Origin of the sequence: Maritimibacter harenae (genome assembly GCF_009882975.1) — a bacterium.
Taxonomy (GTDB): domain Bacteria; phylum Pseudomonadota; class Alphaproteobacteria; order Rhodobacterales; family Rhodobacteraceae; genus Maritimibacter; species Maritimibacter harenae.
In genome coordinates this window covers 230190-248306 of the sequence record NZ_WTUX01000012.1, presented here as the reverse complement: position 1 = coordinate 248306, position 18117 = coordinate 230190, and the positions used below count along the sequence as shown (strand labels likewise).

Annotated in this window: 11 protein-coding genes; 6 read left to right on the top strand and 5 right to left on the bottom strand. The window is 69.1% G+C overall.

What is annotated here, in order from left to right; all coding sequences use genetic code 11:
- Window positions 1–72: 72 nt before the first annotated feature.
- Both pbpC and GQE99_RS11490 read right to left on the bottom strand, forming a co-directional pair.
- Window positions 73–2118 (bottom strand): penicillin-binding protein 1C, encoded by a 2046-nt coding sequence (gene pbpC, locus GQE99_RS11495; RefSeq protein ID WP_161351764.1) that lies wholly within the window; start codon window positions 2116–2118, stop codon window positions 73–75.
- Complete coding sequence (locus tag GQE99_RS11490; protein WP_161351763.1) at window positions 2115–7547, bottom strand: alpha-2-macroglobulin family protein; 5433 nt, start codon at window positions 7545–7547, stop codon at window positions 2115–2117. Before GQE99_RS11490 ends, pbpC begins: the two co-directional genes overlap by 4 nt.
- A 143-nt stretch (window positions 7548–7690) precedes the next feature.
- Here GQE99_RS11490 and GQE99_RS11485 point away from each other — a divergent pair, with 143 nt between their 5' ends.
- Entirely contained in the window at window positions 7691–9862 is a 2172-nt protein-coding gene (locus tag GQE99_RS11485) for an ATP-binding protein (protein WP_161351762.1), read from the top strand.
- On the opposite strand, the gene yaaA is transcribed toward GQE99_RS11485, so the two are convergent.
- The 3 genes from yaaA to GQE99_RS11470 form a co-directional block, all read right to left on the bottom strand.
- A complete protein-coding gene (gene yaaA, locus GQE99_RS11480) occupies window positions 9847–10623 on the bottom strand; it encodes a peroxide stress protein YaaA (RefSeq protein WP_161351761.1) in 777 nt (258 codons plus the stop codon). The genes GQE99_RS11485 and yaaA overlap by 16 nt on opposite strands.
- The gene (recQ, locus tag GQE99_RS11475; protein WP_161351760.1) at window positions 10623–12668 is read right to left on the bottom strand and encodes a DNA helicase RecQ; all 2046 of its coding nucleotides are present in this window, start codon (window positions 12666–12668) and stop codon (window positions 10623–10625) included. The genes yaaA and recQ overlap by 1 nt, the downstream gene beginning before the upstream one ends.
- A 208-nt stretch (window positions 12669–12876) precedes the next feature.
- The gene (locus GQE99_RS11470) at window positions 12877–13164 is read right to left on the bottom strand and encodes a YggT family protein (protein ID WP_161351759.1); all 288 of its coding nucleotides are present in this window, start codon (window positions 13162–13164) and stop codon (window positions 12877–12879) included.
- Between the two features lie 125 nt (window positions 13165–13289).
- On the opposite strand from GQE99_RS11470, the gene GQE99_RS11465 reads away from it, so the two are divergent.
- The 5 genes from GQE99_RS11465 to GQE99_RS11445 all read left to right on the top strand — a co-directional run bounded on the left by GQE99_RS11465 (window position 13290) and on the right by GQE99_RS11445 (window position 17817).
- On the top strand, window positions 13290–13823 hold the full coding sequence (locus GQE99_RS11465; RefSeq protein ID WP_161351758.1) for an acyl-CoA thioesterase: 534 nt from the start codon (window positions 13290–13292) through the stop codon (window positions 13821–13823).
- Between the two features lie 85 nt (window positions 13824–13908).
- Window positions 13909–15288 (top strand): MFS transporter, encoded by a 1380-nt coding sequence (locus tag GQE99_RS11460; RefSeq protein WP_161351757.1) that lies wholly within the window; start codon window positions 13909–13911, stop codon window positions 15286–15288.
- Window positions 15278–16213 carry a penicillin-insensitive murein endopeptidase gene (gene mepA / locus GQE99_RS11455; RefSeq protein ID WP_161351756.1) on the top strand — a complete coding sequence of 312 codons (936 nt, stop codon included), beginning with the start codon at window positions 15278–15280 and terminating at the stop codon, window positions 16211–16213. Before GQE99_RS11460 ends, mepA begins: the two co-directional genes overlap by 11 nt.
- Window positions 16186–17112 carry an esterase-like activity of phytase family protein gene (locus GQE99_RS11450; protein WP_161351755.1) on the top strand — a complete coding sequence of 309 codons (927 nt, stop codon included), beginning with the start codon at window positions 16186–16188 and terminating at the stop codon, window positions 17110–17112. The genes mepA and GQE99_RS11450 overlap by 28 nt, the downstream gene beginning before the upstream one ends.
- Before the next feature lie 63 nt (window positions 17113–17175).
- Window positions 17176–17817, top strand: coding sequence for a queuosine precursor transporter (locus tag GQE99_RS11445; RefSeq protein ID WP_161351754.1), 642 nt, complete (start codon window positions 17176–17178; stop codon window positions 17815–17817).
- Window positions 17818–18117 lie beyond the last annotated feature (300 nt).

The window sequence follows — 18117 nt, the reverse complement described above, 5'->3', positions numbered from 1 at the left end:
CCCCGGCCTTCGCGCCGGGGTTTTTTCTTTGGCGCAGCTGGTTTCATGCAATGAAACCGCGCCGAAACCCGCTCAGCGCAGTTCCACCTGCGCCCGTGCCGCCCGGCCGGCCGCGTCGATTACCGAAAGCGTCACGTGCCCCGGCGCCGGCAGGTCCAGCATCGTGTCGCGCGCGTGGCTCTGCACCAGCACCGGCGCCCCGTTCGCCATCACCGTGAAGGGCGGCTGCCCGTCGCGGATCTTCACCGCCAGCGGCATACCCCCTGTCTCCACCAACGCGCCGTCCGGGGGAAAAGCGAGCTCCGGCTCCCCTTCCGGGGCGGCGAAGACCGCGTCGCGCGGCCGGAAGGATTGGAGGGGCCGGGGAAGCGCCGCGTGGCTCAGCATCAGCGTGCCCGGCGGCGGCGGACCCAGCGGCGCGACATCCGGAGTCACGCGGGAGAACGCCTCGAAAAGGATCGGCGCGGCCATCTCGGCCCCGAAGGCGCCCGGCACCGGCGTCCCGTCCGGGCGCCCCATCCACACGGTCACCACGTAGCGCCCGTCGAACCCCACCGCCCAGGTGTCGCGGTGGCCATAGGACGTGCCCGTCTTGTAGGCGAGCCGGATGCGCGGCGCGTTCGGCGGCGGGGCGAGACCCGAGAGGATATGGCCCACCTGCCAGGCCGCCTCTGGCGACACCAGCCGACCCGGCACCGCGCGCGGCGTACCCGGTCGGTGCGTGAGCTCCACCACCTGCCCGCCGGACGCCAATCCGGCATAGAGCGCGGTCAGCCCCTCGGCCCTCACGCCCAGTCCGCCGAGCGTGATCGCCAGCCCCGGCGCGCCGCCGGGCAGGCGCGGCTCGGCCCCGGCCGTTTCGAGCGCGGCGAGGATGCGCGCCGGCCCGATCTCCGAGGCCAGGGCGACCACCGGCACGTTCAGCGACAGGCGCAACGCCTCGGCCACGCTCACCGGCCCGCGAAAGGCGCCGTCGAAATTCTCGGGCGTGTAGCTTCCGAAGGCGATCGGCGCGTCGTCGATCATCGTTTCCGGGTGTGCCAGCCCGTCGTCGAAGGCCATCGCGTAGACCAGCGGCTTCAGCGTCGAGCCGGGCGAACGATGCGCACGGGTCATGTCGACGAAGCCCTGCCGATCCGTCGGCGCATACTCCGCCGACCCGACGCTGGCCAGCACCTCTCCGCTCCGGTGATCCGCCACCACCATCGCGATCGATAGCCGCCCCGCGCCGTGGTCGGCCACCGCGCGCCGCGCCAGAGCCTCGAGCCGCGCCTGCATTCCGGCGTCCAGCGTGGTGGCCAGCCGCCCGTCGGGGCCCGGTCCCTCGGCGCGGACACGATCGGCCATGTGCGGGGCCAGCGCGGGCAGGGCACGGCGCTGTGTCGGCACCGGCGCGCGCCGGGCGGTCTCCGCGCGTTCGGGGTCCAGCACTCCCGCCGCGCGCGTCCGCTCGATCACCCGATCCCGCGCCGCCCGTGCCGCCTCGGGGTGGCGATCCGGTCGCCGGGTCTCCGGTGACTGGGGCAGGGCGACCAACAGCGCGGCTTCGGCGGGCGTGAGCCGTCCCGGCTCCTTGCCGAACCACGCGCGGGTCGCCGCGCGGATGCCTTCGGTGTTGCCGCCGTAGGGCGCACGATCAAGGTAGAGGGCGAGGATCTCGTCCTTCGTCAGCCGCTGCTCCAGCGCCAGTGCCACGCGCACCTGGCGCAGCTTGCCGGGGAGCGTTCCGGTCGGCCCGTCCTCCAACAGCCGCGCGGTCTGCATGGTCAGGGTCGAAGCCCCGGACACCACGCCGCCGTTCGCCACGGCCTGCCCGGCGGCACGCGCCACCGCAAATGGATCGACGCCGTGATGGCGGCGGAACCGCTTGTCCTCGTAGGCGATGAGAAGGTCCAGGAAGAGCGGATCGACCGGCGCCCCGTCCAGCCCGAGCCGCCAGCGACCATCCGCAACCGTATAGGCGCGCAGAAGCCGTCCGTCCCGGTCCAGTACCTCGTCCGAGGTCTCGACCGTCAGCGGCGGAAGCTCGGTACGCGCGACCCAGTCGTCGACCGCATCACGCCCCGCCGCGGCCGACAAGAGCGCGCCGACCAGCAGGAGGCCGGGCCAGAGCCTCACTCGATCACCACCGTGCCCGTCGCGCCGGTCGCGCGGTACGCGGGGCGATACATGTCCTCGACGGAGGCCGCCGGGTGGTGGAACCGCCCCGGCGTCACCGCCCGCACGATATAGGCCAGCCGGATCGCATCGTCCGAGCGCCAATCCAGCGCGGCGAGGAACCGGTCCTGCCGGAACTCGGTCGTCTCCGTCGACTCCGTCAGCTGCAGCCAGTCGAGCGGGCCGATGTCGCCGCCCCGGATGAGGTTGGGGTTGTCGATCTCGAAACCCGCGGGCAGCGGGTCCGAGATCATCAGCCGCCCGTCCGAGGTGCCCTGCGGCGTGACCGTCACCACGGCGACCAGCCGCTCGCCCTGCGCCACGCGGCCCACGTCCGCCGGCTCACCCTCCATCGTGAAGTATTGCCGCCCGATGGTGTAGCCGTTCGCGGTCGGTGGTTGCGGCGTGGTGGGCACGCCGAAGGTCGACACGGTGAGATTGACGGGACGTGTCCCGGTGTTCTCGACCCGCCAGGGCGTCGATAGCGACAGCGGGTTCATGACGTCGACCAGCGGGCCGGTCATCGGCGCGCCGTTCAGAACGATCCCGGCCTCGGCCGTGTCGCCCAGCAGCGCGTTGGCCGCCATGAGCGACCACGTGGCTTCCTGCGTCGACAGGTGCCGGTCGCCTTGGGCCACCCGGGTGGTCAGTGCCTTGCGGTCCACCGCCTCGGACCCCGCCTCGACGGCAAGCGTCAGGACGGCGGCGGCATCGCGCAGCGCGGTGCCGAAATCGGCGCGCCAGACCTGGCCCTCCGGCGACTGCGAGTCGATCTGGCGGTCGGCCTGCGCGAAAAGCCGGTCGGCCCGCGTCGGATCGCCATAGGCGGCGAGCGCCGCGCCCAGCTGCGCGGAGGCGAGGGGGGAGTCGAAGGCGTCCGCCTTCACGTCCGCGTAGTAGCGCAGATCGCCCATCGCCGCCGCACCCTCGCGCGCCAGCACGTAGAGCGCGTAGGCGAGGTCACGCCCGCCGTCCTCGAAATCCGGGTAGTAATTCACCCGGTTGCGCAGGTTGTCCATCGCGGCGCGGAACGCCGTGTCGGGCACCGCGTAGCCCTGCGCCCGCGCCCGAGACAGGAAATCCGAGGCGAAGGCATCGAGCCACAGGTTGCCCGACCCCGGCCGCCACAGCCCGAACCCGCCGGAGGCCGACTGGTTCGCCAGCACCGCGTCGATGGCGGTGTTCACGCGACCCGGCAGGTCCTCGCGGTCCGCCAGTCCCATCGCCTCGGCCACGCCGCCCATGTAGAGAAGCGGCATCGCCCGGCTCGCCTGCTGTTCGGTGCAGCCGTAGGGGTAGCGGTCGAGCCGCTCCAGCAGCCCCGGCGCGTCGATCCGGGCCAACGGACCGGCAGCCAGCGTGGCGCGGGCCGAGGTCCGGGTGAGCCCGTCGAACACGTCGTCGGAGAAGCTGAACGTCTCGCCGGCGGCCAGGGTGAAGCGCGACTGGCGCACCACCTCCGGGTCGAGCGACTTGACCGGGATCGTCAGCGTCTTGGTCAGCCGTTCGTCCGCCGGCGTGGTCAGCGTCAGCGCGATCCGCTGCACGCCGTCCGCCTCCGCCGCGATGGGGACCGAGACGCGCGCGGTCTCGCCCTCGCCAAGCGCGATGGCGTCGGCCAGCACGCCGCCCCCGATCTCGAGCCCGGCACTGGTCGCCGTCACCATCACGTCGCCGGTCGGCCCGGTCGCGTGGGTCAGCTCCAGCAGCATCCGCGCCTCGTCGCCCGGCGCCATGAAGCGCGGGACCGAGGCGGTCATCACGATCGGGTCGCGCACCAGCACGTCCGCGCCCGCCTCGCCGACCCCGGTCTCCGACCAGGCCACCGCCATCAGGCGGACCGAGCCGTTGAACTCCGGCAGCTCCACCGTGGCCGTCGCGCGGCCGTCGACCACTTCGAGCGGACCGAAGAACTGCGCCATGAGCTCTTCGGTCGGCGGCGGGGCCTGCATCCGCATCTGCGCGCCCGCATCGCCGCCGGAGCGGATTTCGCCCATCTGCCCGGTCATGCCATCGATCAGGTTGCCGTAGAGGTCACGAATGCCCATCCCGAGCCGGCGTTGCCCGAAGTAGTGGTCGGACGGGTCCGGGTCCTCGAACCCGGTCAGGTTCAGGATGCCCTGGTCCACCGCGGCCAGCGTGACGAAACCGGTGTCGCCATCGGCCAGCCCGGCCACGTTGACAGCTACCTCCATCGGCCCGCGCGGCTGTGCCGTCCCGGGCGCGTCGATCGACACGTCGAGCGCGCGTTCCCCGGGATCGACCCCGGCATGGGCCAGCCCCAGCGCGCGCGTCGGGTTGCGTCCCGCCGCCGCGTCGAGCGGCCGGATCAGCGAGGCGGTGACATAGGCCCCCGCGCCCCATTCCTCGGTCACCGGAAGGTCCACGGTCGTCTCGCCGTCCACGTCCACCGCGACCATGTCGATCAGCCGGTTGGAGACGACCTTCACCAGCGCCTTGCCGGCCGTGCGCGGCACGATGCGAAGCGTCGCCGTGTCACCGGGCGCATAGCGTTCGGCGTCGAGCGACATTTCCAGCATGTCGGGCGTCTCCGAGACATCGGCGGGCACGTACCACCCGGCCTGGAACGCGGCGGAGGAGGCAAGGTATTCGCCTGCCGTCCGGCTCACCACGATCTCGTAGCGTCCCCATTCGACCGGGGTCTCGATCCGGGTCGGGGAGCCGTCCAGCGTTTCGGTTCCCGTGGCGATCCGTTCGCGCGTCGTCACCGGCTCCCAGTTCCAGTAGCCATCGCTGGAATACCATTGGTAGCGCGTGCGCACCCGGTTCACCGTCCAGGTCACGTCCATCTCGGCGCCTTCGAGGTCGGGGCCCAGACCCACGAGCTCGAACGCGGCCGTCCCGTTCTCCGGCACCTCGCCGTCGAAGAGCGGCTTTATCCCGATGAGGTCGGAAGCGGGCGTGACCGGCACCGACACTTCGCGCTCCACCGGGCGCCCGGAGCCCTCCTTGACGCGTACCGTGACACGCGCATTCAGGGGACGGCCCGGGGCCTCGATATCCGGGAAGGTGACCGGCACCTGCGCCCGGCCGGAGGCGTCCGTGCGCCCCTCGGGCAGGGACTGGTACTCCGGCACGATCCGGTCGTTCCACATCCCGAAGACATAGCCCGGGCGTGCCTCGATCTCGCGCGTAGCGCTCAGACGGACCTGCCCCTCGTAGGCCAGGTCCGCCCCCGGCGCACCGAAGAGATAGCGCGCGTCGATCGACAGCCGCGGCGTATCGGTCGCCGCGACCGGCCCGTCGGGCAGGGCGAGGTCGAAGTCGATCCGCTCCGGCAGGAAATCCTCGACCAGCAGCGTGGTGGAGGCGAGCGCGGGTTCTTCCGGGTCCGCGAACACGTCCAGCCGCCAGGTGCCGCGCGGCGCGGCGCCCGAGACGGGCATGTCGAAGACGTGGCCCCCGGCACCCGCGCCGTCCGAAACCTGGCGCGCGTATTCCACGCCGTCCGGGCGGCTCAGCACGGCGGTGATCGGCAGGCCCGGGATCGCCTGCGCCTTCGCGTCGCGGGCCAGCGCGGTGGCATGGATCGTCTCGCCGGCGCGGTAGGCGCCCCGGTCCGTAGTCAGGAACACGTCGACCGGCGGCGCGGCCGGATTGCCCTCGACACCCCGGTCGGACAGGTCGAATTCCGGCCCGCGCAGCGACAGGTACACAAGGTCCGCCTCGCCATTCTCGGCGACGATCACCGCTGGCGCGGCGGATCCGCGTCCGGCCGTCATGGTGGCCGGGAAATGCGCGTAGCCGTCCGCGTCGGTCTCCCGCTCGCCCAACACCGTGTTGGCCTCGGACAGAAGCTCGATCCGGGCGCCCGCCATCGGTTCGGCGGTGTTGAGCGAGCGGGCGAACACATGCAGCCCATCCGCCCCAAGCATCGAGGTCAGCCCGATGTCCGAGATCACGAACCACTGCGTCGCGGGCGGCACGTCGTAGGTGTCCTCACCCGGTACGGCGGCCTGCAACGCGTAGACGCCCGGCTCCATCCCCGCGATCGCCTCGCCGATCGGCAGGCGCGTGGTGATGTTGGCGTTCAGCTCGGAGCCCACGCTGGCCTCGCCCTCCCACACGACGCGGGCCATACGGCTTTCCAGGTATTCCTCCCGCCAAGGGTCGATGGAATTGCCCAGGATGTTCTCCTGCATCGTGCGTACGAGGTTGCGGTCGGAGACCTTCATCACCGTCAGGTCCAGCGCGTCGGTGTTGACGGTGACCACGGGAAGGCCCGCGTCCTCGGTGCGCGGCAGGACATAGGCCCGGCCGGGGAAGATGACGGACGGGGACCGGTCGCGCACGTACTGCGTCAGCTGCACCGGGCGCCGCAGCGTTTCGCCGGAGGCCGCCGGAAGCCCCGCGCGCAGGGTCATCGAATAGCGCTGTCCGTGTTCCACCCCGGCGATGCAGAGCTGCCGGTCCGATACGTCGACGGCGAGTCCGGAGGTGTCGGATTGCACGAAGTCGGCATAGGTGCGCCCGGTCTCGGCCAGCGGTTCGGAGAACTCGGCGCAGATGCGCGGCTGTGCGGCGTCGCTTTCCACGCGGGTATCCGTGACGCGGAAACCGTAAAGCCCCACGGCGCGGTCGAGCGCCTGCGCCGTGTCGTCACGCGGGGCAAGTTCCTGCGCCAGCCGCAGCGCAGGGATCATGTCGCGTCCGCGCCCCAGCCCTTCGAGCGCGCGGGCCATCGTGATCAGCGCGTTGGCCCGGGTCGCCGGGTTGCGCAGCCGCAGGTAGGCCGCCGTCGCGGCCTCGAACGCGGTCTCGAGGTATTGGCGCTCGGCGTTCTGGTCGTCGGTCACGTTGGCCGTGGCATAAGCCAGCCGCGCGTATTCCGCCCAGTCGCCGCCCGCGCCGCTCACCACCGTCGCCGCGCCCATGTTGCGCATGGCGTCAAGGTAGTTGCCGTCCCGCTCGGCCGAGATCGCGTACTGGCTGAGCGCCTCGGCCGTCCAGCCGCCCGCGACGAAGTCGTTGGGCAGGCCGCGGGCCCGCTCCGCGGCGGCGTCGAGGTCGGCCTCGCTCAGGAAACCGCGCAGGTCCGCCGCACGGTCCGGCGCCGCGGCCAGCACCGCCGGGTCTTCCGCCACGATTCGGCCGGAAAAGGCCCCGGCATATTCCGCCTCCTCGGTCACATCGGACTTCAGAAAGCACGATCCGTTGCGGGTGTTGAAGGTGAAGGCGCGGCACTCGCCCCGGGTGAGACAGGCGGATTCGCAGGCCTCCAGCGTGGTGTCGAAGATGGATTGAAGGTCGGAGCCGTAGAAATCCACGTCGCGGTGCAGGACGATCCGCCGGTCGGGGACCGCGTCCTGTGCGATTGTCTGAAGGGTCGAGGCAAAGAAAATCGTGATTGAAATGAAAAGCTTGAGCATGGCCGCATCCTCCTGTGCCGCAGATATGCTGCCACGACCCCTTGAACCTGACAACGATTCCCGCCGCGCGTCCCGTCGCCGTTAAGGGCGCGTTCACCTCGTTCGGCGACACTTCGGCAGCGGAATGGCGACAGGAGGCTGCGATGACGGCGGAGAACCTTTTGACGGAAGAGCGGCGCGCGCGCATGGCGGCCGAGCGGCTTCTGGCCCGCAAGGAGGCGGAGTTGCAGGAGGCGAACCGCATGCTGTCGCGCCACGCCCGCAGCCTGTCCGAGGACCTTGTCGAAACCCGCGAACAGGTGGTCGAGGTGCGCGAGGATCTCGAACGCAAGTCGCAGGAGGTCGACATCGCCAAGCGCCGCCTCTGGGCCTCGGTCGAGGCGATCGGGGACGGCTTCGCGGTGTTCGACGCCGACAACCGCCTGATCATCGCCAACCCGGCCTATTACGCCCCGTTCGACGGACTCGAATGCATCCGCCCCGGCGCGCATTACGAGGAAATCGTCGAGGCGGCGCTGTCCGAGGGGATCGTCGACACGGGCATGCGCAGCGCCCCCGAGTGGCGCGACTGGATGCTGGCGCGCTGGGCGCAGGACGCACCGGAACCGCGCCAGATCCGCCTGTGGAACGGCGCCTACGTGCGGCTCGTCGACCGGCGCGCTCCCGGCGGCGACACCGTGTCGATGGCGATCGACGTCACGCAGGCGATCCGCCGACAGAACGCGATGCGCCTCGCCCGCGAACGGGCAGAGGCCGCCAACCGCGCGAAATCCGCCTTCCTGGCCAACATGAGCCACGAAATCCGGACACCGATGAACGGGGTTCTCGGCATGGCCGACCTGATGGCCGAACACGACCTGGACGAGGAGCTGTCGTCCTATGTCGACACGATCCGTTCGTCGGGCCGCGCGCTTCTGACCATCATAAACGACGTGCTGGATTACTCGAAGATCGAGGCCGCGAAGCTGGAGCTTCACCCGGAACCATTCGACTTCGAGCAGACGATCCTCGACGTGATCGCGCTGCTGATGCCCTCGGTGCGCGAGAAGAACCTCAAGATCATGCTCGACTACGACATGTTCCTGCCGACCCGTTTCGTGGGCGACCCGGTCCGCCTGCGCCAGGTCGTCACCAACCTCGTGGGCAACGCGGTGAAGTTCACGCCCTCGGGCCACGTGCTTGTCCGGGTGCTCGGGGTGCCCGAGGGGCCGGACGGACCCGACCGCATCCACGTCACGGTCGAGGACACGGGGATCGGCATCCCGGCCGATCAGCTGGGCCACGTCTTCGGCGAATTCAACCAGGTGGAGGCGGACAACAACCGCCCTTTCGAGGGCACCGGGCTGGGCCTTGCCATCACCCGCCAACTCGTCGGGCTGATGGGGGGCGAGATCTGGGTCGACAGCGAGGCGGGGGTCGGCTCCTGCTTCGGTTTCCACGTCACGCTGCCGCGCGCGGCGGAAGAGGACGTGCCGGATGCGCCCGCCTGGCTGCGTCATGCGCTCCTGGTCATGCCCGACGACATGCACCGCGCGATCCTGGCCAAGCGGCTGATCGCGCTGGGCCTCTCGGTCGAAGAGGCGGACGGGATCGAGGCGGGGCTTGCACGGGCGGCCTCGGCCGACGTCATCTTCGCCGACCAGAAGCTCCTGCGCGGGCAGGGCGATCTCTGCGCGCACGCCCCGGCGCCGATCATCACCGTGGCCGACCCGCTGGCCGACAGCCCGACCTGCGACGACACGCGCGTGCTGCAAAAGCCCCACTCACGGCCTGCGCTGATGGCGCTCCTCGCCGCGCTGCCCGCGCCCGAAGTGCCGGGGTTCCGCTCATCGCGCGGCGCACCGGTGGAGAATATCTTCGTCGACATGGACGATGCGCAAGACCCGGAGCCCGCACCGCGCCGGATGCGGGTGCTGGTCGCCGAGGACAACAAGACCAACCGCTTCGTCTTCTCGAAGCTCGTGAAGGATTGCGACATCGACCTGGTCTTCGCCGCCAACGGGTTCGAAGCGGTGGACGCGTTCGAAGAGAGCCCGCCCGACCTGGTCTTCATGGACATTTCCATGCCCGGCATGGACGGCAAGACCGCCACCGGCAGGATTCGCGAGCTCGAAGCGGTGCGGGGCCTTCCGCGCACCCGTATCGTGGCGCTGACGGCGCATGCCATGCGCGGGGACGGGGCGGACGTCATGGCGCACGGGCTCGACGCCCATTTCGCGAAGCCCTTTCCGAAGGACAGGATCCTGGCCGAAATCCGTGCGCAATGCCCCGACGGTGCCGTGGCACCCCTGGCGCCGGCTCAGGCGGCGTCCTGATCCGATTCCGCGCGCAGGAAGACCGGGCGATCGGGTTCACTCATGTCCGGCTGGTAGCGGTAGCCGCCCGACCGGAAATCGGCCAGGTCGGCAGGGTCCGTGATCCGGTTCTCGCAGACGAACCGCGCCATCGCCCCACGCGCCTGCTTGGCGTAGAAGCTCACGATTTTCGGTTCGCCCGCCTTGGTCTCGTAGAACACCGGGGTGATCACCCGGAGCTTCAGCGCATCGCGGTCCGCCGCGGTGAAGTATTCCACCGAGGCGCAGTTGATCAGCGTGTCGGTACCGAGCCTTTCGGCTTCTTCATTCAGCCGCTTGGCGATCCGGTCCCCCCAGAAGTCGTAAAGCGACGTGCCCCGCCGGGTCTTGAGCCGGGTGCCCATTTCCAGCCGGTGGGGTTCGATCATGTCGCGCGGGCGCAGAAGCCCGTAGAGCCCGGACAGGATGCGCAGGTGGTCCTGCGCATAGTCCATCGCGTCGGAATCGAGCGACGGCGCATCGAAACCGGTATAGGTGTCGCCCGCGAACATCTCGATCGCAGGCTTCGCGCCGTCACCAGAGCCGAAGCGCTTGAACCGTTCCGCGTTCAGCTTGCCCAGCTTCTCGGAAATCCCCATCAGCTCTTCGAGCTTGCGGGGCTGTTTCAACACCGCCGTCTTCGCGAGCTTCGCCGTCTCCGCGGCAAAATGCGGGGCGGTGCCGCCGGGCGCGCGGGCTTCGGTTTCATCCAGTTTCTTCGCGGGGGAGATGACAACAAGCATCAGAACCTCTCGTGTATCAGCGACAGAAATGCCGACCCGAAACGGTCGATCCGGGCGGTATCCATACCCTTGATACGCGCCAGATCCTCTTCGGATGACGGACGGCGTTCCGCGATCTGCCTCAGTTGCGAGGGGGTCAGCGACAAGGGCTTCGCGAACCCGTCGACCCCGCGGTAGAGATCGCGCGCGGTTTCCGACAGCCGGTCGAAGAGCACCCCGGCCTCGGACCCGGCAAGCTTGCGGCGCGAGGGATGCATCGCCTCGGCCTCGCCGGCGATGACCGACAGGAACGCCGCCCCGTATTTCTCGAGCTTCTTGGCGCCGATCCCGGAAATCCGGGCCATGTCGTCGAGCGAGGCGGGCCGCGCCTCGGCCATCTCGATCAGGGTGCGGTCGGGAAAGACGACGTAGGCCGGCACGCGCTGTGCCTCGGCCAGCGCACGGCGCTTGGCCTTGAGGGCGGAGAGAAGCGGCGCATCCTCGTCGTTGACCAGCGCCTTCACGGCGGGGCGCGCCTTGGTGGTCTTCACGGTGTCACGGCGCAGCACTACCTCGGCCTCACCCTTGAGGACCGGGTGGGCGGCCTCGGTCACCCTCAGCGCGCCGTGACGCTCCGGGTCCGGCCGCACGAAATCGAGCCCCATCATCTGCCGGAACAGCGCCTGCCACTGGCCGCGCGTCATGTCGCGGCCCACCGCGAAGGTCGGCAGGTCGTGATGCCCGCGCTGGCGCACCTTCTCGGTCTCGTTGCCGATCAGGATGTCGATCAGGTGCCCGGCCCCGAAGCTTTCGCCGGTGCGCAGGGCGGCCGACAGCGCCTTCATCACCGGCACGGTGGCGTCGAAGGTTTCCGGCGGGCGGTCGCAGGTGTCGCAATTGCCGCAACCCTCGGCCGCTTCTCCGAAATAGGCCAGGAGCTTCTGGCGCCGGCAGCCCGCGGCCTCGGCCAGTCCCAGGAGCGCGTTCAGCCGCGCGTGGTCCGCGGCGCGCCGTTCCGGCGGGGCGAGTCCCTCGTCGATCTGGCTGCGGCGCAGGCGGATGTCGTCCGGCCCGTAGAGCGTGAGCGTCTCCGCCGGCGCCCCGTCGCGGCCCGCGCGACCGATCTCCTGGTAATAGGCCTCGATGCTCTTGGGCAGGTCGGCATGCGCCACCCAGCGGATGTCGGGCTTGTCGATCCCCATGCCGAAGGCGACGGTGGCCACCACCACCAGCCCGTCCTCGGTCTGGAAACGCCGCTCGACCTCGCGCCGCCGGTCCGGGTCGAGACCGGCATGGTAGGGGATCGCGGCATGGCCCGCGTCCACCAGCGCCTGCGCCAGCGTTTCCGTCTTGGCCCGCGTCGCGGCATAGACGATCCCCGACAGCCCCCGCCGCGCCTCGGCGAAATCGAGCACCTGGCGGCGCGGCCCGTCCTTCACCGCGAAGGCCAGGTGGATGTTCGGCCGGTCGAAGCCGCGCAGGAAGCTGCGGGGCCGGGCGCCCGCGAAAAGCTTGGTCTCGATCTCGGCCCGCGTTTCCTCGTCCGCCGTGGCGGTGAAGGCGGCGAGCGGCACGTCGAGCGCGGCCTTGAGTTCGCCGATCCGCAGGTAATCCGGGCGGAAATCGTGGCCCCACTGGCTGACGCAATGCGCCTCGTCCACCGCGATGAGCGTGACGCCGGCCCGGCGCAGGAGGTTGACCGTCCCACCGGAGGCGAGCCGTTCGGGCGCCATGTAGAGCAGTTTCAGCCGGCCTTCCGCGATCGCCTCGAACACCGCGTCGGTCTCGGCCTCGGTGTTGCCTGAGGTGAGCGCCCCGGCTTCCACCCCGACCGCGCGCAGGGCACGGACCTGGTCGCGCATCAGGGCGATCAGGGGCGAAATCACCACGGTGACGCCGTCGCGCAGAAGGGCGGGCAACTGGAAGCACAGGGATTTGCCGCCGCCGGTGGGCATGATGGCAAGCGTGTCCTCGCCCGCCGTGACGGCGTTGACGATCTCTTCCTGCCCCGGTCGGAAGGCATCGAAGCCGAAGACGGATTTCAGAAGGTCGAGGTCACGCGGCATGGCCCGGGTTTAGTCGGAACGTTTCGGGCAGGCAAGCCGCGGACGTGCGGTGCGGCGGCCAGGTGCGCCACGGGTCTCCGGAATTCTAGAATCCTAGAAAAGTAGAGCTCCGGAAAGGCAATAAAAGCAAAGCCTTGCAGCGCGCCGGCCGCAAGGCTTCACCATTCGTTGACGCTGCGTGCAGGGCCCGTGGGCCCGGCCGTCACCGTCAGTAGAACTGGTACATGTTGTTCTGGATCACCGTGCGCACGGCGAAGAGCGCCAGCAGCACGATCACCGGCGACAGATCGATCCCGCCCATGTCCGGCAGGATGCGCCGGATGCGCGAATACACCGGGTCGACAAGCCGGTTCAGCCCGTACCACAGCTGCGCCACGAACCGCTGATGCAGGTTCAGGACCTGGAAGTTGATCAACCAAGACATGATGATGTGCACGATCACGATGAACCAGATCACGTTCAGGATCGCGAGGATGATTTGCATGAGCGAAAGCATGGGCCGTCCGTTTCTTGTTCGCTGACTGACCTAGGGGCACAGTCCCCCAAGCGCAAGTGCGACGCGAGGGAACGGTTGACGCTGCGGCCCCGCGGGCGCAGCAGGCGCGCCAAAGGAGCCCGACCATGTATCCGTTCATCCGCCTCGCAAAGGAAATCATCAAGGCATCCCGCCAGCCCGCGCTGCGTTACGACGGCGTGCATGTCAGCCATCATATCTGCTGGCCCTGGGACCTGGACATGTGGCTCGAGCTCAACAACGGCCGGACCCTGACGCTTTTCGACCTGGGCCGCGTGCCCTTCATGATGCGCACCGGCATGGCGCGCGCGGTCGCGAAGCAGCGCTGGGGCGGGGCCGTGGCAGGGGCCAGCGTGATGTACCGGCGCCGCGTGAGGATGTTCGAGCGCATCGAGCTGCGCACCCGGCTGATCGGCTGGGACGACAAGTTCATGTACACCGAGCAGTCGATGTGGAAGGGCGGCATCTGCGCCAACCACATCCTCGTGCGCGGGGCGACGACCGACAAGAACGGCATCGTGACCACCGACCGCGTGCTCGCGGCACTTGGGCTTCCGGACGCGAAATCGCCGCCCCTGCCGGACTGGGTGACGGGCTGGATCGAGGCCGACCGACACCGCCCTTGGCCGCCGGAATTCTGAAGGCGCAAGCGTGACGCTGGGTAAGCTACTTGCGTCATTGGTATAAGAACGGTCATACATTCGGCAGTGCAGGTGGAGGGGACAGATGGCCGCCGGGGAAAACAAACGCATATGGGGATGGTATTGGTTCGACTGGGCAAGCCAGCCGTACCACACCGTGCTGCTCACGTTCATCTACGGTCCGTTCTTCGCCTCCGTGGCCACGGCGTTCTTCCTGTCCACCGGGATGGGCGAAGCCGCGGCGGACGCGCGCGCGCAGACGGTCTGGTCGATGGGCCTGACGATCACCGGGCTGATCATCGGCTTCGGAGGGCCGATCCTCGGGGCCCTGGCGGACACGTCCGGCCGGCGGCGCCCCTGGATCTACGTCTTCTCGATCCTCTACGTCCTGGGCGCCTGGGCGCTTTGGTACACCGACCCTGACGGCGGAAACATGTGGGCCATGCTGGTCGCCTTCGGCATCGGCTTCATCGGTGCCGAATTCGCCCTGATCTTCGTCAATGCGCAGCTTCCGGGCCTGGTCGAGGACGAGGCGGTCGGCAAGACCTCCGGCACGGGCTTCGCCTTCGGTTACATCGGCGGCATCTCGGCGCTGGTGATCATGCTGGCTCTCTTCGTCGAGCAATCCGGAGGCAAGACCCTGATCGGGCTCGAGCCCGGGCTGGGCCTGCTCGACCCCGACCGGTTCGAAGGCACCCGTATCGTGGGTCCCTTCGTGGCGGTCTGGTTCCTGGTCTTCATGGTTCCCTACTTCCTGTGGGTGCGCGAGGATCACATCCCGCGCCGCAAGCATTCCCTCTCCGGCGCGATGGAGGGGCTGGGCCGCTCGATCCGCCTGCTCAAGGACCGCCGTTCGCTTCTGAACTTCCTGCTGTCGTCGATGTTCTACCGCGACGCGCTGAACGGACTCTACGGCTTCGGCGGCGTCTACGCGACGCTGGTGCTCGACTGGCAGGTCACGTCGATCGGGATCTTCGGCATCATCTCGGCGCTGTCGGCCGCACTGTTCTCCTGGCTTGGCGGCAAGGTCGACTCCACCCTCGGGCCCAAGCCCGTGATCATCGGCGCGATCATCGCGTTGATCTGCGTGATCGTGACCATCGTCTTCATGGACCGTGACACCTTCTTCGGCGTCGAATTGGCCGAGGGATCGAAGCTCCCCGACATCGTGATGTTCGCCGCGGGGATCGTGATCGGCGGCATGGGCGGCACGCTCCAGGCCGCCTCGCGGTCGCTCATGGTGCGTCACACCGACCCGGTCGCCCCGACCGAGAGCTTCGGCCTCTACGGCCTGTCGGGCCGCGCGACGGCCTTCATTGCGCCCGCGCTGATCGGCCTGTTCACGTCGCTGACCGGATCGGCGCGGCTTGGCGTATCGCCGTTGATCCTCCTCTTCCTTCTCGGTCTCGTTCTGTTACTCTGGGTGCGACCGGATGGTGAGGAGTACGCCAAGAATGTCGCGTAGCCTGACACGCGCGATCCTGACCCCCCTGGCACTGGCCGCGGCCCTGGCGGCCTGTTCCAGCGACACCCCTCCTGCGAGCGATTACGACCTCGCCGCGGCGCGCGAGATCATTTCGACCTCCAACGAACCCGCCAAGCAGCTCTTCGGCGCCAAGGCGGACGCATCGCGCCAGGACGACGCGGCCTGGGGGTCCTATGCGCGCGGGTGCATCGCGGGTGCCGAGCAGTTGCCCGAATCCGGCCCGACCTGGCAGGCCATGCGTCTTAGCCGCAACCGCAACTGGGGGCACCCGGTCCTGATCGACTATCTTCAGGACCTGTCGCGGAAGGCCGCGCGCCAGCCGGGGTGGAACGGCATCTACGTGGGCGACATGAGCCAGCCGCGCGGCGGGCCGATGCTGACCGGGCACCGCAGTCACCAGGTCGGGCTCGACGCCGACATCTGGATGCTGCCCGCCAACCGACTGGATCTCAGCGTGTCGGAGCGCGAAAGCCTCTCGTCGATCTCGCTGCGCCGGGCCGGCGGGGCCTACACGAATGACAATTGGACACCGCAGCACCACCAGATCCTGCAGGCCGCCGCCTCGGACCCCCGCGTCGCGCGGATCTTCGTCTTTCCCGGCGCCAAGGTGCGGATGTGTAACGACGAGACCGGCGACCGGTCGTGGCTGCGCAAGATCCGCCCGTGGTACGGCCACCACTATCACTTCCATGTGCGTCTTTCCTGCCCGCCCGGTTCCACCGGCTGCGAGAACCAGGATCCGCCGCCGCCGGGCGACGGCTGCGCCGACGCGCAGGAATGGGTGAACAACATCCTGAACCCGCCACCGCCCGATCCCGATCCGCCGGCGCCGTCGCGCCCGCGGGCGGAATTGCGGCTGGCCGACCTGCCTCAGCAATGCGCCGCCGTCTTGCAATCGCAGTAACCGCGCTCGCCCTGGCGCCTCTCGCATTCGCCCAGCCCACGCAACCGGCCCGTTTCGGGTCGAGCACCCAGTGGGCGATCGCGGACGACGCGTTCGGCGGCTGGTCCGGGCTCGAGGTGGACGCGGACGGGATCGGCTTCACCGCGATCTCGGACAAGGGGCTGATCGTGTCGGGCCGGCTTCTGCGCAACGCGCGCGGCTGGCTGGTGGGCGCGGACCCGGGGCCGATCCTGTCGCTCGCCCACACCGACGGGGGCGAGCTGCCGCGTTACTGGACGGACAGCGAGGGCCTCGCCATAGGTGACGACGGACGCGTCTACGTCTCGTTCGAGGCGCAGCACCGGGTGAACGTCTACGCCGACCCGGCGGCAGACATGGCGACCGAACTTCCGCGCGCCGAGGGCTTCTCGGGGCTTCAGAACAACTCCTCGCTCGAGGCGCTGGCGATCGGGCCGGACGGCGCGCTCTACACGCTGCCGGAGCGCTCGGGCGCGCTGGAGCGCCCCTTCGACGTGTTCCGGTTCCGGGACGGGGCGTGGACCATCCCCTTCACCATCCCGCGCCGGGGAGAGTTCCTGCCGGTGGGCGCGGACATCGGGCCGGACGGGCGCTTCTACCTGCTGGAGCGACGGCTCGCCTCGTCCCAGCTGGGGTTCGCGACCCGCGTGCGCCGCTTCGACCTGGGCGAGGACACGCTGGACGGCGAGGTCACGCTCCTGGAGACGCAGCCGCGGGACCACGACAACCTGGAAGGGCTGGCGGTCTGGCAGGACGGGCTGGGGGACATGCATCTCACGATGATCTCGGACGACAACCAGCGGTTCTTCCAGAAGAACGAGATCGTGGAGTACATCGTGCCGGCGGATGTGGGGGTTGATCGGGCGGACGAGAACTTGTAACTCCCGCGGGTCCTGCGTCGCAGGGCCATGTCTCCGACCACCATGTCAAAACGGATCAAACACATGACCCGCATACTTCCCGGCATTCTTGCCATGGCCGCCGTCGTGGTGGCCTCGAACATCCTCGTGCAGTTCCTTCTGGGCAACTGGCTTACCTGGGGGGCGTTCACCTATCCCGTCGCATTCCTTGTCACCGACGTCATGAACCGGGTCTACGGGCCCGAGTCCGCGCGTCGGGTCGTCTTTGCCGGCTTCCTGGTCGGCGTGGCCTGTTCGCTTGTCGGCAGCCAGATCATGCTGCAGGGGGACGGGTACGAGTACGCCGCCGTCAGCCTGCGGGTCGCCGTGGGCTCGGGCATCGCGTTCCTGTCCGCGCAACTCCTTGATGTTGCTGTATTCAACCGCCTCCGTGAGGGGGCCTGGTGGCGGGCGCCGCTGGCCTCCACGCTGATCGGTTCGGCGGTCGATACGGTGCTCTTCTTCTCGATCGCGTTCTCGGCGTCGCTGGGGGTTTTCTTCAGTGAATCCGCGAACATGGAGACGTCCTGGGCGACCGAGGCGGTGCCGTTCCTGGGCACGGGCCCGGTGGTGCCGCTGTGGGTGAGCCTGGGCTTCGCCGACTGGCTCGTCAAACTGTCGCTGGCTTTGGTGGCACTGATCCCGTTTCGTGTGCTCGTCGCGAAACTTTCACCAAATCCTGCGTAAAAATTGTTGACCCATACAAAATCTGTGGCACGGTTTTCTTACAGGCTTTTTCAACTGAAGAAAGGAGGTGTCCATGTCTAGAGAAATTATGGAGCGAGGTGCCGGGACAAAGTAGTCGCGCCGTGCCGGGGCAGCCCTCGGCACGGAATGCGGGCTGAGCTGGCGATCCGCCTAACCGGCCCCACCTCCAGACTTCTCGAAGGGCCACCCGAAGCGGTGGCCCTTTTCGTTTTCTTCAAACTTTCGGGGGGTCCGCGCGGCCCGAGTTCAAACTTTCCGGGGGGAACAGGGGGGCCAGTT

What these genes read in the sequence shown, in the direction of transcription:
- GQE99_RS11490 (WP_161351763.1), bottom strand. Translation starts at nt 7,547, where the DNA reads ATGCTCAAGCTTTTCATTTCAATCACGATTTTCTTTGCCTCGACCCTT.
- GQE99_RS11485 (WP_161351762.1), top strand. Translation starts at nt 7,691, where the DNA reads ATGACGGCGGAGAACCTTTTGACGGAAGAGCGGCGCGCGCGCATGGCG.
- yaaA (WP_161351761.1), bottom strand. Translation starts at nt 10,623, where the DNA reads ATGCTTGTTGTCATCTCCCCCGCGAAGAAACTGGATGAAACCGAAGCC.
- recQ (WP_161351760.1), bottom strand. Translation starts at nt 12,668, where the DNA reads ATGCCGCGTGACCTCGACCTTCTGAAATCCGTCTTCGGCTTCGATGCC.
- GQE99_RS11470 (WP_161351759.1), bottom strand. Translation starts at nt 13,164, where the DNA reads ATGCTTTCGCTCATGCAAATCATCCTCGCGATCCTGAACGTGATCTGG.
- GQE99_RS11465 (WP_161351758.1), top strand. Translation starts at nt 13,290, where the DNA reads ATGTATCCGTTCATCCGCCTCGCAAAGGAAATCATCAAGGCATCCCGC.
- GQE99_RS11460 (WP_161351757.1), top strand. Translation starts at nt 13,909, where the DNA reads ATGGCCGCCGGGGAAAACAAACGCATATGGGGATGGTATTGGTTCGAC.
- mepA (WP_161351756.1), top strand. Translation starts at nt 15,278, where the DNA reads ATGTCGCGTAGCCTGACACGCGCGATCCTGACCCCCCTGGCACTGGCC.
- GQE99_RS11450 (WP_161351755.1), top strand. Translation starts at nt 16,186, where the DNA reads ATGCGCCGCCGTCTTGCAATCGCAGTAACCGCGCTCGCCCTGGCGCCT.
- GQE99_RS11445 (WP_161351754.1), top strand. Translation starts at nt 17,176, where the DNA reads ATGACCCGCATACTTCCCGGCATTCTTGCCATGGCCGCCGTCGTGGTG.